The organism is Bartonella sp. B17, from assembly GCF_053795755.1.
The window spans coordinates 1,148,961-1,164,579 of sequence record NZ_CP200032.1 but is presented as its reverse complement, the minus strand read 5'-3'; the positions used below and the strand labels follow the sequence as shown (position 1 = coordinate 1,164,579).

Annotated in this window: 16 protein-coding genes; 9 read left to right on the top strand and 7 right to left on the bottom strand. The window is 33.5% G+C overall.

Annotated features, from left to right (window positions below):
* Window positions 1-203 precede the first annotated feature (203 nt).
* Both tyrS and V4B18_RS05195 read right to left on the bottom strand, forming a co-directional pair.
* A complete protein-coding gene (tyrS, locus tag V4B18_RS05200; protein WP_455475412.1) occupies window positions 204-1,457 on the bottom strand; it encodes a tyrosine--tRNA ligase in 1,254 nt (417 codons plus the stop codon).
* 251 nt (window positions 1,458-1,708) lie between these two features.
* Window positions 1,709-2,389, bottom strand: a complete 681-nt coding sequence (locus V4B18_RS05195; RefSeq protein WP_455475411.1) for an alpha/beta hydrolase — start codon at window positions 2,387-2,389, stop codon at window positions 1,709-1,711.
* Between the two features lie 180 nt (window positions 2,390-2,569).
* On the opposite strand from V4B18_RS05195, the gene V4B18_RS05190 reads away from it, so the two are divergent.
* From V4B18_RS05190 to V4B18_RS05165, 6 genes are all read left to right on the top strand, one after another.
* Window positions 2,570-3,715 carry a cysteine desulfurase family protein gene (locus V4B18_RS05190; RefSeq protein WP_455475410.1) on the top strand — a complete coding sequence of 382 codons (1,146 nt, stop codon included), beginning with the start codon at window positions 2,570-2,572 and terminating at the stop codon, window positions 3,713-3,715.
* 162 nt (window positions 3,716-3,877) lie between these two features.
* Window positions 3,878-5,389, top strand: a complete 1,512-nt coding sequence (sufB, locus tag V4B18_RS05185) for a Fe-S cluster assembly protein SufB (protein WP_455475409.1) — start codon at window positions 3,878-3,880, stop codon at window positions 5,387-5,389.
* Window positions 5,390-5,446: 57 nt separating this feature from the next.
* Window positions 5,447-6,202: a Fe-S cluster assembly ATPase SufC gene (gene sufC / locus V4B18_RS05180; protein ID WP_455475408.1), complete on the top strand. Its 756-nt coding sequence runs from the start codon at window positions 5,447-5,449 to the stop codon at window positions 6,200-6,202.
* An 11-nt stretch (window positions 6,203-6,213) separates the two neighbouring features.
* The gene (gene sufD / locus V4B18_RS05175; RefSeq protein WP_455475407.1) at window positions 6,214-7,482 is read left to right on the top strand and encodes a Fe-S cluster assembly protein SufD; all 1,269 of its coding nucleotides are present in this window, start codon (window positions 6,214-6,216) and stop codon (window positions 7,480-7,482) included.
* 8 nt (window positions 7,483-7,490) lie between these two features.
* Window positions 7,491-8,735 (top strand): cysteine desulfurase, encoded by a 1,245-nt coding sequence (locus V4B18_RS05170; protein WP_455475406.1) that lies wholly within the window; start codon window positions 7,491-7,493, stop codon window positions 8,733-8,735.
* Complete coding sequence (locus V4B18_RS05165; RefSeq protein WP_455475405.1) at window positions 8,728-9,129, top strand: SUF system Fe-S cluster assembly protein; 402 nt, start codon at window positions 8,728-8,730, stop codon at window positions 9,127-9,129. The genes V4B18_RS05170 and V4B18_RS05165 overlap by 8 nt, the downstream gene beginning before the upstream one ends.
* A 429-nt stretch (window positions 9,130-9,558) precedes the next feature.
* On the opposite strand, the gene sodC is transcribed toward V4B18_RS05165, so the two are convergent.
* From sodC to V4B18_RS05140, 5 genes are all read right to left on the bottom strand, one after another.
* Complete coding sequence (gene sodC, locus V4B18_RS05160) at window positions 9,559-10,086, bottom strand: superoxide dismutase [Cu-Zn] SodC (protein ID WP_455475404.1); 528 nt, start codon at window positions 10,084-10,086, stop codon at window positions 9,559-9,561.
* A gap of 218 nt (window positions 10,087-10,304) precedes the next feature.
* Window positions 10,305-10,625, bottom strand: coding sequence for a hypothetical protein (locus tag V4B18_RS05155; RefSeq protein WP_455475403.1), 321 nt, complete (start codon window positions 10,623-10,625; stop codon window positions 10,305-10,307).
* On the bottom strand, window positions 10,603-10,947 hold the full coding sequence (locus tag V4B18_RS05150; RefSeq protein WP_455475402.1) for a hypothetical protein: 345 nt from the start codon (window positions 10,945-10,947) through the stop codon (window positions 10,603-10,605). Before V4B18_RS05150 ends, V4B18_RS05155 begins: the two co-directional genes overlap by 23 nt.
* Before the next feature lie 266 nt (window positions 10,948-11,213).
* Window positions 11,214-11,672 carry an NUDIX hydrolase gene (locus V4B18_RS05145; RefSeq protein ID WP_455475401.1) on the bottom strand — a complete coding sequence of 153 codons (459 nt, stop codon included), beginning with the start codon at window positions 11,670-11,672 and terminating at the stop codon, window positions 11,214-11,216.
* 26 nt (window positions 11,673-11,698) lie between these two features.
* Entirely contained in the window at window positions 11,699-12,910 is a 1,212-nt protein-coding gene (locus tag V4B18_RS05140) for a UbiH/UbiF family hydroxylase (protein ID WP_455475400.1), read from the bottom strand.
* 181 nt (window positions 12,911-13,091) lie between these two features.
* Between V4B18_RS05140 and pcsA the strand changes: the two genes are divergently transcribed.
* From pcsA to V4B18_RS05125, 3 genes are read left to right on the top strand one after another with little or no spacing between them, the layout of a single operon-like run.
* Window positions 13,092-13,910 (top strand): phosphatidylcholine synthase, encoded by an 819-nt coding sequence (gene pcsA / locus V4B18_RS05135; RefSeq protein WP_455475399.1) that lies wholly within the window; start codon window positions 13,092-13,094, stop codon window positions 13,908-13,910.
* 21 nt (window positions 13,911-13,931) lie between these two features.
* Complete coding sequence (locus tag V4B18_RS05130; protein WP_455475398.1) at window positions 13,932-14,978, top strand: enoyl-CoA hydratase/isomerase family protein; 1,047 nt, start codon at window positions 13,932-13,934, stop codon at window positions 14,976-14,978.
* Window positions 14,975-15,421 (top strand): DUF6163 family protein, encoded by a 447-nt coding sequence (locus V4B18_RS05125; RefSeq protein WP_455475397.1) that lies wholly within the window; start codon window positions 14,975-14,977, stop codon window positions 15,419-15,421. Before V4B18_RS05130 ends, V4B18_RS05125 begins: the two co-directional genes overlap by 4 nt.
* The last annotated feature ends 198 nt before the right edge of the window (window positions 15,422-15,619 follow it).

Here is a 15,619-nt window from a genome sequence, read left to right as displayed (position 1 = left end):
TTTGTCTCTCTTTTTTATAAGCATTAAACATAAGAATACATAGAAAAAATCGTTATTCAACTATCTAAGATCTATTTATTTTTTAAATTTTATCCCAAAGATATTACTAAGAAACGCACAAAAATTAAGCAGGTATGACAAATATAGAGATTATGCTTATAATGAGCATAAAATTATAAAGTAAGATAAAAACTGTAAATAAATTATAGAATTTTAATCAAAGCGTGCTTTTTTTTGCCGAAAGAAAGTTTAATCATTCCTGCTACATTAACATCTTCTTCGGTAATAAGACGCGTTTCGTCTTCAACGATTTGATCATTTACACGAACACCTCCACCTTGAACATGTCGACGAGCTTCACTATTAGATTTAGCGAGTCCTGCCTGTACTAAAAGAGCTAGTAATCCCGCTCCTGTTTTTAATTCTGTAGCATTAATTTCAATAGTTGGAAGATTTTCTCCAAGAGTTTTTTCTTCAAAAGTTTTACGAGCAGTCTCTGCTGCTGCATCTGCTAGGCTACGTCCATGCAACATTGCTGTAATTTCTGTTGCAAGAATTTTCTTTGCTTCGTTAATTTCAGTACCTTGTAACGTAGAAAGTTTAAGAATTTCACCCATAGGCAGTGTAGTATAAAGCTTTAAAAAGCGTATAACATCAGCATCTTCTGTGTTGCGCCAATACTGCCAAAATTGGTAAGGTGAGAGCATATCGGCATTAAGCCATACAGCACCATTTAATGATTTACCCATTTTTGCGCCAGAAGAAGTTGTTAGCAATGGTGAAGTTAATGCATATAACTGTGGTGTTCCTAAGCGATGTCCCAATTCAATTCCGTTAATAATATTACCCCATTGATCCGAACCACCCATTTGCATACGTAATCCGTAACGATTATAAAGTTCAACAAAATCATAAGCTTGCAAGATCATATAATTAAATTCAAGGAACGATAAAGAATGTTCGCGTTCAAGTCTAAGTTTAACAGAATCAAATGATAACATACGATTGACAGAAAAATGTTTTCCTACATCGCGCAAAAATTCTAAGTAGTTTAATTTACATAGCCAATCAGCGTTATTAATTATACACGCATCAGTTTCTTTATCGCCGAATGTTAAATAATTAGAAAAAACTTTTTTAATACCCGCAATATTTTTAGCAATATCATCTTGTGTCAAAAGGCGTCGAGCCTCATCTTTAAAAGATGGATCACCAATCATACCCGTTCCTCCACCCATTAAAGCGATGGGTCGATGACCAGTTTTCTGTAACCAATAAAGCATCATAATTTGAAGAAGACTTCCAGCATGCAGACTTGATGCTGTGGGATCAAAACCAATATAAGCAGTTACAACTTCTTTTGCAAAAAGAGTGTCTAAACCTTTTTCATCCGAAATTTGATGAATAAAGCCACGTTCGCTCATGATGTGTAAAAAATCAGATTTAAAGGCAAGCACGAATTTATTTCCTGATCAATATTGCATTAATTTTTTATGGATCGTTAATATACACTGTCTCCATTATAGATGACATATAATTCACAAAATGAAAAACATTAAAATATGAATACTGTTTTATTCATCTAATTTAAGAAAAAATCGATTATTATTTATGTAAGAAGATATATTTTTATCTTAAATACATAGTCAAATTTAAAAAAGATACAAAACATTGTTAAAGAATAATCTAATTCTTTATCATAAATTTCTTAAGTAAGCATAGTTATTTCACGCAGAGGAGCTGGAAATTGCCCTGTTATATGACTATCTAAATATCGTGCACACCGTTCAATAAGTTCTTCATTATATCCGCTAAAAAAATGGTTAGCACCTTCTAATATTTCTTGTGTAATGACAATGCCTTTTTGTGTTTTCAATTTATCTACAAGAGTTTGAACATCTTTAGGAGGAGCAACTTTATCGATATCTCCATGAATGATAAGCCCAGAAGAGGGGCAAGGAGCAAGAAATGAAAAATCATAAATATTAGGTTGAGGGGCAACCGATATAAAGCCTTCAATTTCTGGTCGACGCATTAAAAGTTGCATACCAATCCACGCACCAAAAGAATATCCAGCGACCCAACAATTTTTAGAATCAGGATGTTGTGCCTGTATCCAATCGAGTGCTGCTGCCGCATCTGAAAGTTCTCCTATTCCATGATCAAATTCGCCTTGACTGCGCCCAATACCACGAAAATTAAAACGTAGCGTGATAAAACCGCGTTGTTGAAACATATAAAATAGGTCATAGACAATTTTATTATTCATTGTTCCACCAAATTGGGGATGTGGATGCAGAATAATTGCAATTGGTGCATTTTTTTGTTGAGAGGGCTGATAACGTCCTTCAAGACGACCTGCGGGACCATTAAAAATAATTTCTGGCATTAAATGCTCCTTCAATGCTATAGGCTTCTGTTGACCTTAATCTATTTCTGCTATAGTAACCTTCTTATATGATCATTTCAGTTTAATGAACTGTTAGATATTCTTTTTTTTGTGCATTTTTCAAGAAAATTGCACTATTTTTTTTTAATCAATCCATAAGATTAATGATTGAGATGTAAAATGGTTATAAAACGCCGATATTTTGATCATAACGCAACAACACCACTTACAAAAACAGCGCGAGCGGCGTTACTAGAATCTTTAGAAATATTTGGAAATCCATCATCTGTCCATACAGAAGGGCGTGCTGCTAAAGCTTTATTACAAAAAGCACGTCGGCAAATTGCCAATAGGCTCAACACAGATCCAGATCATGTTGTATTCACATCTGGCGCAAGTGAAGCAGCAATGACCTTGTTAACACCTTTTTATAATATGAGAAATTCTAAAGTACGATTTTCCCATCTTTATATTGGAGCTACTGAACATCCATGCGTTGCAGAAGGGGGGCGTTTTCCTAAAGAATTAACCAGTATAGTTACTGTTGATCAACATGGCTTAATTCAGCAAGATAAATTAACTTCTCTCTTAGCTGTTCATGATAATATAAAGGGTCTGCCTCTCGTTGCTATTCAAGCTGCAAATAGTGAAACTGGTGTTATTCAACAAATAAAAGAAATATCTGCTATTGTTCGGGATGCTGGAGGTGTCCTTATTGTTGATTTAACACAATATATAAATAAAAATTTTGTTGATATTAATCAAATGGGTGGAGATTTTTTTATACTGTCTGCTCATAAAATTGGTGGACCTAAAGGAATTGGTGCTTTTGTTTCATGTGGTGGACTTTTAATGCCTTGTTCTCTTATCGTTGGGGGCGGACAAGAAAAAGGATTGCGTGGAGGAACAGAAGCCTTGCCGCTTATCGCTGCGTTTGGAGCTGCAATGACGGATTGTATTACCCAAGAAGAGATAAAAAATTTAATTTATTTGCGTGATAAATTAGAAAATGGCCTGCAAAAAATTAGTAATGATGTTAGAATTTTTGGCCAAAAAGTTCAACGTTTGCCAAATACAACTTATTTTTCTGTACGAAACATGAAAGCTGAAACTATGCAAATTAGTTTTGATTTGGCAGGGTTTTCTGTATCAGCAGGCTCTGCTTGTTCTTCAGGAAAAGTGAAACAAAGCAGAGTTTTGGAAGCAATGGGATATCATATCTCAAATGGTGCAGTCCGTGTTTCAATAGGACGTGACACAACACTTGACGATATTGATGATTTTTTATTAGCTTTTTCTCAAATTATAAACAACGGTAAAAGGTAAAATGCATTATTTAATTTCAGAATTGCTTTAAAAAATAAAATAAGCTTGATTGAAACTTTCACACTTTGCATATAGTTTAAGAAGTAAATTTCTTGTTTTCATTTTATAAAAACAAGGTTTTCAATCACCGATTCTTGACACTGGAAAGAATGGAGAAAGCCAATGCCTGCAGTACAGGAAACAATACGCCAGGTACGTGAGATAGATGTTGACCAATATAAATATGGTTTTGAAACTCACATCGAAACAGACAAAGCTCCTAAAGGATTAAATGAAGATATTATTCGCTTCATTTCTGCAAAAAAGCATGAACCTGAATGGATGTTAATGTGGCGTTTACAAGCTTTTCATCGTTGGCTTACAATGGAAGAGCCACATTGGGCGCGGATTCAATATCCTAGAATTGATTTTCAAGAACTTTATTATTATGCTGCTCCTAAAAATCATACAGGACCAAAATCTTTAGAAGAAGTTGATCCTGAATTATTAGCGACTTATGAAAAACTTGGCATCCCCCTTAAAGAACAAGAAATTTTAGCAGGTATAAAAAAACAGAGTGATCCTTCTACTCTTGATGATAATATTTATGCCTCTGGACGAGTAGCTGTTGATGCAGTTTTTGATTCTGTTTCTGTTGTTACGACATTTAAAAAAGAATTAGCCCGTTCTGGTGTCATTTTTTGTTCTATTTCAGAAGCAATTATCCAATATCCTACTCTTATTAAAAAATATTTAGGAGCAGTTGTACCAGTTGGTGATAATTATTATGCTGCCTTAAATGCAGCCGTTTTTACAGATGGCTCTTTTGTTTATATTCCCAAAGGCGTTCGTTGTCCCATGGAGCTTTCTACCTATTTTAGGATTAATGAACGCAATACAGGCCAATTTGAACGCACATTAATTGTTGCAGATGAAGATTCTTATGTTTCTTATCTTGAAGGCTGTACTGCACCTCAACGTGATGAAAATCAACTCCATGCTGCTGTTGTTGAACTCATTGCGCTGAAAAATGCAGAAATTAAATATTCGACAGTGCAAAATTGGTATCCTGGTGACAAAGAAGGAAAAGGTGGTATTTATAATTTTGTGACTAAACGAGGAGATTGTCGAGGAGATAATTCTAAGATTTCATGGACACAAATTGAAACAGGTTCTGCAATTACTTGGAAATACCCATCCTGCTTGCTACGAGGTGATAACTCACGTGGCGAGTTTTACTCTATTGCTGTTGCCAATGGTCATCAACAGATTGATTCTGGAACAAAAATGATACATTTAGGGAAAAATACATCAAGTCGCATTATTTCCAAAGGTATCTCAGCAGGCTTTTCAAATAATACCTATCGTGGGCAAGTCGCAGCATATCGGAAAGCGAGAAATGCGCGAAATTTTACACAATGTGATAGTTTGTTAATTGGTAATGATTGTGGTGCTCACACAGTACCTTATATTGAAGCAAAAAATGCAACAGCTCAGTTTGAACATGAAGCAACAACATCAAAAATATCTGATGATCAGCTTTTTTATGTTATGCAACGAGGAATTCCTGAAGAAGAGGCTATTGCATTAATCGTGAATGGCTTTGTAAAAGAGGTCATTCAGAAACTTCCAATGGAATTTGCTATTGAAGCACAAAAACTCATTGGTATCAGCCTTGAAGGTAGTGTCGGTTAATTGTTCATCAGTTTTAAATAGTATACTGAATATAAGCTGTAGGAACAGGATTAAATTATGTTAGAAATCAAAAATTTACATGCCCGGATTGCTGAAACTGATACAGAAATCATTCGCGGTTTAAATTTAACTATCCAAGATGGTGAAGTTGCTGCCATTATGGGACAAAATGGAGCAGGAAAATCTACTTTATCTTATTTGCTTGCTGGTCGTGATGATTATGAAATAACAGAAGGTGATATTCTTTACAATGAACAATCACTTTTGGAAATGGATCCTGCAGAACGTGCTGCATTTGGCATTTTTCTTGCGTTTCAATATCCCATGGAAATTCCTGGTGTTGCAACAATGGAATTTTTAAAAGTTGCAGTAAATTCTCAACGCAAAGCACGAGGCGATGAAGAACTTAAAACTCCTGAATTTATCAAGCGTGTTAAAGAGATTTCTTCTAAACTTGATATAGATATATCTATGCTAAAACGTCCTTTAAATGTTGGTTTTTCAGGTGGGGAAAAAAAGAGAGCTGAAATTCTTCAAATGGCTCTACTAGAGCCTAAGCTTTGTGTTTTAGATGAAACAGATTCTGGTTTAGATATTGATGCATTAAAAATCGTTGCAGATGGCGTTAACAAACTTCGTGACTTAAAGCGTTCATTTTTGCTCATTACGCACTATCAGCGCCTGCTTGATTACATTGTTCCTGATACAGTACATGTTCTTCATAAAGGGCGTATTATTAAAAGTGGAGATAAATCATTGGCACTTTATTTAGAACAAAATGGATATGCTGATATTATCGGTGAAGTAGCTTGAGGTCATTAAATATGCGCATGAACTCACAACGAGAATTGGTAGAAGCTGAAATCGATATTATAAACAATTTTAATCAATGTATTGATGATTTACCTGGAAATGGGACAATGCGTACAATACGCAAAGAAGCTATTGAATTATTTCAAAAAATGCGACTCCCTACGCGTAAAATAGAAAATTGGCACTACACTAATCTACGTGTTTTATTAAAGTCTGTTTGTGATTTTTCAAAAATAGATAATGACCAATTGGTTGACGCATTACTTTTAGAAAATGTCGTATTCTCTATTGAAAATGGTAAAACGCTCATAAAACCAGAAATGCCAAATATTTCAGCAAAACGTCTTGCAGATGTATTAGAAAAAAATTGTGCACAGATAAATCCCATTATTGCTGATAACGATTTTATTGGGCAATTGAACACAGCTTTCATTACAGATGGCTGGATTCTTCAAATTTCTGAGAATGCAAATTTAAGTGTTCCCATAGAATTACAAAATATTCAAAAAGGTGGACAGTCACACGTTTTTTCAGAGGTTAAAACTGGTAAAAATAGCCGAGCCACCTTCATTGAGCGTCAAATTGGTAACGATAAAGATACTTTTGTCAGTTCAATATTTTCATTATGCGTAGAAGATTATAGTGATGTGACGTGGATTCTTATTAGAGATCGAGGAATAAATTCTACACAATTTGGTCGATTACATGCTACGCTTGGAAAAAATGCTCAATTGTCACTTTATGTAATTAATATAGGCAGTCAGCTGAATCGTCAGGAAATTGATATTGAATTACAAGAAGAAGACGCGAATTTTAAATTACGAGTAATCAATTTATTGTCTGAAAAAACACATAGTGATCTTACAATGACAGTTCGTCACATTGCAGAAAAATCAACTTCTACAGAAATTATTCGCAATGTTGTCACAGATAAGGCGCATGGTGTTTTTCAAGGGATGATACGTGTAGCACAAAAAGCTCAAAAAACAGATGCACGTATGGCTTGTAATAGTCTTATTCTTTCAGATGATGCAGAATTTAATGCAAAGCCTGAATTAGAAATTTTTGCTGATGATGTTGTGTGTAGTCATGGTGCAACTGTTGCAAAAATTAACCGTGATCAGCTTTTTTACCTGATGGCACGTGGTATCCCTTTCAAAATCGCTCAAGAACTTTTGATTAAAGGATTCGTTTCAGAATTAATTGATGACATTAAACAAGATAAGATTCGAACTATTCTTGATAAGATTATTGTCCTATGGTTAAAAAAGAATATTTAAGGAAAAATATGGAAAGTGATGTACCACCATTAAATTATAATGTAGAAGAAATTCGTCGTGATTTTCCTATTTTACAATGTGATGTTTATGGTAAGCGATTAGCATATCTTGATAATAGTGCATCTGCTCAAAAGCCACAACAAGTGCTTGATACGATGAATAATTTGTATCAATGCTATTATGCAAATGTGCATCGAGGAATACATTTTTTATCAAATACAATTACACAATCTTATGAAGATGCTCGCGAAAAAGTTCGTACGTTTTTAAATGCTCAAACAGCCAAAGAAATTATCTTTACAAAAAGTGCGACGGAAGCCATTAATACTGTTGCTTATGGCTGGGGTATGTTTAAATTGAATGAAGGAGATGAAATTGTCCTCACTATTATGGAACATCACTCAAATATTATTCCTTGGCATTTTATTCGTGAACGAAAAGGCGTGAAGCTTGTTTTTGTCCCAGTTGATGAAAATGGCACTTTACATATTGAAGATTTCCAAAAAGCATTAAGTAAAAAAACTAAGCTTGTTGCTATTACTCATATGTCTAATATACTTGGAACAGTGCCCGCTGTTAAAGAGATTGTTAAGCTAGCGCATCAGAATTCTATTCCTGTTCTTGTTGATGGTTCACAAGGAGCTGTACATTTAACAGTTGATGTACAAGATCTTGATTGTGATTGGTATGCTTTTACCGGTCATAAGCTTTATGGTCCCACAGGTATCGGCGTTCTCTATGGTAAAGAATATCGCTTAGAGGAGATGCATCCTTTTCAAGGAGGAGGGGAAATGATTGAAGATGTAACCACTGAAAAAGTCTCTTATAATGCTCCTCCATTTCGCTTTGAAGCAGGAACTCCTCCTATAGTTGAAGCTATTGGCCTGGCTGCAGCCATTGATTATATGCAACAAAAAGATAGAAATGCTATTCATATACATGAAACAGCACTTTTAGCATATGCACATAAAAAGCTTGAAGCTATTAAATCATTGCGTATTTACGGTTGTTCTCCTCATAAAGGAGCTATTATATCTTTTGAAATGGAAGGTATTCACGCACATGATGTAGCTATGTTTATTGATCGACAAGGCGTTGCTATACGTGCAGGAACGCATTGTGCACAGCCTTTATTACAACATTTTGGTTTAACATCTATTTGTCGCGCATCATTAGCCATGTACAATAATTATGAAGATATTGATCAGCTAGCAGAAGCATTAGAAAAAGCAAGGACATTTTTTAATGGCTAAATCAGTTAAAACATGTGACCCTATTGAATCTAGTAAGAAAGATTACGAAAAAGAGAAGTCTTATGTATCAGCAATTCCAGCAGCTGAAATTGAGCGCATGACAGATGGTATTGTCGCCGCTCTTAAAACGGTTTATGATCCAGAAATTCCTGCGGATATTTATGAATTAGGACTAATTTATCGTATTGATATTGAAAATGATCGTTCTGTAAAGATTGAAATGACACTTACAGCACCAGGATGTCCTGTTGCAGGTCAAATGCCAGGTTGGGTAGAAGATGCAGTGAGTGCAGTTGAAGGTGTCTTGCATGTGGAAGTAATCATGACATTTGATCCACCATGGACACCTGACTGTATGTCAGAGGAAGCACAAGTTGCGATTGGATGGTATTAGGCATTACTAAATAATTTAATTCTTTTATTCATGAATGAGCTGTTTTTCTTTGTACAAGTGTTTAAATTTAAAGAACAATTGTATAAACTGTCGTAAATCAAATTAAAGTTTATCTAAATTGAAAAAGAGAGTGTATTTAAATTGAATCTAATGATTACAACACATTTCCCATATATAAAAAGAAGTAGGTTCACTGATCATAAGAAGTGATTTTTGAGACAAAAAACTAGTTAAAAATCGTAGTTGCTTCATTTTTGAATTAGAAGAGGAGAGAAAATTAAAAAATTAATTTAACGAAGAGATTATATCGTTATTAATTATTATAATAAAATTTAGAATACTAAAATTGTGCAAAAATTTGTAGCAAGCTACATCATCACTAAACTGTAGAAGAGTATATACATCTACAGTTCACTACGGATTTTAGGTTTATCCTGTAATAACACCACATGCCAAACGTGCACCGCCTCCCCCAAAAGGTAATGGTTTATCTGAGTGATTATCTCCTTCTACATGAATCATTAATGAGTGGTCTTGAATTTCAGAAATTTTTTTAATTCGTGGAGCTAAAACACTCATTGTTGCTTGACCATTTTCATCGACATAAAGTGCAGGCAAATCACCAAGATGTCCATTAACATTATAGGGTCCAAGATGTTTATTTGTATTTTGGGGATCATAGTGCTTTCCCGCTGCACCACCAATCACATCCTCTTTCGTATCACATGAAGGATTTTTATGCACATGAAAACCATGCAAACCTTCTGGAAGTGTAGATAAATTTGGTGTAAAAATCAAACCATATGCACTTTCTTCAATTTTTATTATACCTATAGGACTTTTTTCGTTGTCTTTTTCTAACTTATAAATTGTTACTTGAGTTGATGTTGCTAATGCAGAAACGCCACAATTTAAAAATGCGAATGAAATTAACAAAGGAAAAAAAAATTTATTCATTTATGACCTTTTTTATACTTACGTTAAATAAACAATATAAAAACAAATATCTTTATTATATAATAATGCGCCACTTATTTTATCCAAATGTAATCAAATAAAAAATTATTTAAAATTTTAGTAGTATTCTATTCATAATAATTGAAATTTTATTAAAAATGATAATATATAATCCATTAATTATATGTGTTCGTACAAAATATTTATGAACAAGATTATTATGTATATAAGCTTTTCACAAAAGCGCAGAATGTGCCAACAAAAATACCCATTACAAATCCTGCTGTTGCACCAATTATTATGCCAGTAAAGAAGGCTATTCCTATGCCCATTGCGATAATGGGACCAAATCCTGGAAGAGCAATATAACCATAAGCTGCAAGAATTGCTGCAATTGCTCCTGATACACTACCGTTTAAACCTCCGATGAGTACAAGCTCTTTAATAGAATAACAAATCTTTTTAAAAAAAGTTCTATTATATCCGTTTGAATTAATGTTTTTAACAACTTTAAATTCAATCATATTTATCTCTTTCATTTTGAATGCAGATTGCTCCAGAATAATCGATTGATATGAGGAAATGACACTTTTTAAATTCTACTAAAGCACGCCAAATGCCTTTATCATCTAAACGCAATCGTTTAATATTACTAAAACCATTTTTCGTAAGATAATTTTTAATTTGCAAAGCAGTAAATGAATTTTGACCTGATTTAATTTTATCTTGAGCAAAACCATACTCAGAAGTTTGGCAAGAAGGATTATAGAAAGCTTCACTTATTGAAACTATGATGATAGATGAGATACATATGGCCATTATAAAAAAAATAATTAATTTTACGTTTTTACTTAATTTCATCTGATCACCATTTATTTAAACGATGCTTTTTAATGTTTATCTCGTACGCTTAACCTTTGTATTTCTCACAAGTTCCAAAGATTATTTTATTTTTACATTATACTTAACAGCGAGGAATTTAAAAAATTTAAGTATTAACTATAATTACTTTTTTATAAGATATTGTAAAAATTTATGCCCATTTACATAAGCAATTTTAAGATATTTATAAAATATAAATGACTGATATAAAAAATGTATTATGATGAATTTTATGTAGATTTATTTTAATGTGGTCTATAGTGTAACAGAATTTTCTTAAGCTGTGGCTCCTTGACACGTCTTGCTGCTTCTGACGCTGTAACCCATTCACATATGCGTTGACCTTGTTCTGGCCATTTTCTTTCTTGATGTGAATAGAGCATAGAAAAAATGTAAACACGAAGTTTACCTCTTTTTCTTACAGGAAAATCTAATTTTTCATATTCATACGTACCTATAGGGGATGTTCCAATAATACCTCGTACTCCAGCCTCTTCAAATGCTTCTTGGAGTGCTGCCTGTGAAAGAGATTTCTTTGGAATTGGCCATCCTTTTGGTATGATCCATCGCTTAGTCCCTCTACTAGTAATGAGAAGAAACTCAAGATTTTCGTTTTTTACGCGATAAATTAATGCACCAACTTGTAAAAAACACTTATTATCTAATAAAATATGCTTACTATAAGCTATATCATTCCCATTCATTTTGTTATCATATAAATACAGCCATTTTAGCTATTTTTGGAAATATTTGCATAATTTTTTTTCAATCCATAACCAAAATACATGCCTTCACGCATAAAAAGGTTACGTAATGGTGAGCAATTGCGTAATAATCCAAGCCCAGTGCTCCGTATGATATGAATAGGCAGTATATTAGAAAGTAGAGCATAATTAAGCATATGAACAGATCCACTTCTGATAAATATATCGGGTTTGCGGCGTTTATTATAATATGCAATAATCATTTTAATATTAGAATGAGATATTTGATTAGGCAAAATATCAATCAAAGTTTGAACATCACTAAATCCTAAATTTAATCCTTGTGCTCCAATAGGGGGAAGAACGTGAGCAGCCTCACCTACTAAAATCGTTCTATTAGCGGCAAAACGATAAGAAATCAGTCCTGAAAGGGACCAAGTTTGGATTGATGATTCTAACGTTACCTTTCCAAGGATCGACTGCATCTGTTCTTCAATCACTTTTGCAATCTCTTTTGGTTCTAGATTAAGTAATTCTTCAGCGCGAGAAGAGGTGACAACCCATACAAGGCTTGATCTATACCCTTGGAGTGGTACTTGTGTAAATGGACCATTCTCTGTATGAAACTCAATCGATGTATTTTTATGAGAAAAATCATGTGAAAAATTTAAAACTAATGCTGTTTGCGAATAACTCCACTGTTTGATGCTTATACCAGCTGCTGCGCGCGCTGAAGAATGGCGTCCATCAGCAGCAATAACAAGTGGCGTTTGAATCATTTTTCCATCCTCAAGAGTAATGCATATATGATCTTCTTGATGAAGAAAAAATTTTGCTGAAGAGAAAAATCTTATAATATTTGGTGTATTTGTAATAAAATCGCATAAAATTTTGTTTAACTCTACATTAGGTATATTATAACCAAAAGCCTCTTCTCCAATTTCAGCAGAACAAAAATTTACAATAGGAGCACGCACAATCCTAGACGTAACATCAATGATTTTTATAAAAGATAAAGCTGTAGCATAATTTTTGAGAACATTCCAAATATTCATTTTTTTTAACATATGAATCGCCGGCATCATAAGAGCGGTTGTTCGCAATTCATCTACACAAGAAGGTGGACCAATGAGAAAAACAGAATACCCTTTATACGCAAGGCTAAGCGCTGCTAACATACCCACTGGGCCTGCGCCAATAACAGCAATACTCTCGCGCTTATTTTTCTCTAATGTCACAATAGTTTGAGCCTTTCTAACTTATCGACCATTTTAATATTTCTAAATGGATAAGCATTTTTTATTGTGTAAACCTCTCTTATTACACTATGTAATAAATAATGCGATATAAAAAAGTGATCTTTTTGTGTTTTTTTTCCTGATGAATCATATCATAAAGAGAAGAGTAATATATTGCAAAATGGGTAAAAATTTTGGAACCGAGGATAAAAAAACCTTGAAACGTAAACTAACAAAAAAAATTAAAACTAAAGCTGATCTGTTACGTCAAAAAAGAGTAACGATGCCCCAAGCTAAAGCTTTTTCTGTTCATTTACTAACGGCTTCTGGTTCATTTTTAGCATTTCTTTCTCTTATATCTGCATCTGAAAAAGAATGGACAGCTATGTTTTTCTGGCTCGGACTTGCACTTCTTGTTGATGGTATTGATGGGCCAATTGCACGTAAACTTGATGTTAAGTACGTACTCCCAACATGGTCTGGAGAATTATTAGATAACATTATTGATTACGTAACTTATGTTTTAATTCCAGCATTCGCACTTTATCAAAGTGGTTTTGTGGGGCCAAAATTATCATTCTTACTAAGCGCTATCATTGTCATTGCGTCAGCTATTTATTATGCTGATACAGGAATGAAAACCAAAGAAAACTTTTTTAAAGGATTTCCTGTAGTTTGGAATATGACGATTTTTACGCTTTTTGTAGTAAGACCAGAAGAGTGGATCAGTTTCACTGTCATTGTTCTATCTGCTATTATATCTTTTTTACCAATTTATTTTGTTCATCCAGTAAGAGTTATCCGTTTACGTAAGCTTAATTTTTCAATTTTTCTCTTATGGTGTTTTTTCGGTGGTGCTGCATTTTTTTACCAACTTAATGCTCCATATTGGGTAAAAGTAGGGATTTCAATAACTGGCATATATATATATTGTATTGGTGCTATCATGCAGCTATTTCCTCAATTAGGAGCAAAAAAGTTATTTCAAACAATAAAATAAGTAACTTAAGAAAGTTCTAAGATGCAAATTGATTTTGGGGCAGACGGTGATATTTCATTTACGAAAGAGGGGTGTGCTGGTATTATAAAGCTCACACGTCCTTCTGTATTAAATGCTTTTAATCATAAGATGATTTTTGCTTTTGAAAAAGCTCTTAATGCGTGGGCAAAAGATGATGATATTTCGTGCATCTTAATTGAAGGAGAGGGACGTGCCTTTTGTGCAGGTGGAGATGTAGTTGAAATTTATCATATGGGGAAAACGGCTTCTTCTTATCAATATTTTAGCGATAAATATCGTTTAAATGCTTACATTAAGCGCTTTCCAAAGCCTTATATCTCTTTCTTAAATGGAATTTGTATGGGAGGAGGGGTTGGGATTGCTATACACGGCTCACACCGGATTGTTACGGAAAATACAGTTTTTGCTATGCCAGAAAGTGCTATTGGATTTTTTCCAGATGTTGGCGCGAGCTTTTTTCTGCCACCTCTTCCTGATTTTTTTGGTGTTTATCTTGCTTTGACAGGTGCGCATATAAGGTGGGGAGATTGTTTAAATTTAGGATTAGCAACGCATGCGGTTCCTGAATCTGAACTAAATATCGTTAAAAATGCTATTATTGAGCAAGGAAATCCTATTTTAGCTTTAAAAGAACGAGCAATTACAAAAAATTTTGAAACAAATTACGAAACACGCTGTGTAATAAATATTTGTTTTAGTACAGATACCTTGGAAGAATGTATAGAATTGCTTCATAAAAAAAGTTGTGAAGGAGTTTTATTTGCCAAAGAATGTTATGATACTTTACAATCACGTTCCCCAACAAGTTTGAAAATTATCTGGAGACAAATGAAACAGAATTCATGTCAAACTTTGGAAGAATGTATGCGAATTGAAAATCGCATTGCACATCATATGATTAATTCACATGATTTTTGTGAAGGTGTGCGTGCGATGTTAATTGATAAGGATAAAATGCCTAAATGGAATCCAAATAAGCTTTCAGATATAACAGATAAAATGATTGATGTGTATTTTCAACCCGTTGAACGAGAATTATCACTTTGATAAATAACCCTAAAAAACAGATTTCAAAAACTAATATACTTTTATTAATTTACAACTTTTATTTGCGTTTTTTAGCACTTATTTGCTTAAGTTTAAGCATTCATTATTGGTTGCGTCTTGTTGGTGTATTTTCGGGAATTTTGTGGCGTTTTGATCTTATGCCATGGCAATGGCAATTTTTATCAGGCACATTAGCTATTGTTTATCCAATTGCTTCACTTGGACTTTGGATGTATTCGCCATGGGGAATTGTACTATGGTGTGTTGCAGCCCTTACTGAAACGCTGATGATAACAATTTCTCATTCTAACTTTTCTTATAAATTGTTTATGCTACTATTGCACGGAATATTATTCTTAATTCTCGTGATGCTACAAATCACGATTGCATTTTTTAAGAAAAATCATATGAATGATTCTGCCGATACTATAACAGATTACTAAATTTAAAAACTTCAGGATAGAATAATTGACCTGAAGTTTTTAATAACGTCATAGAACTTTCTTAATTATCAAACTTTCTTAATTGCCGTAGAGTCTTTTTACCTAATAATAAAATAGAACTTTTTTAAAGAAACAGAACCCACCATAAATCCAAAGGACTGGTAGCTTTTGCTGAAAAAATCCATACTAATGATGATA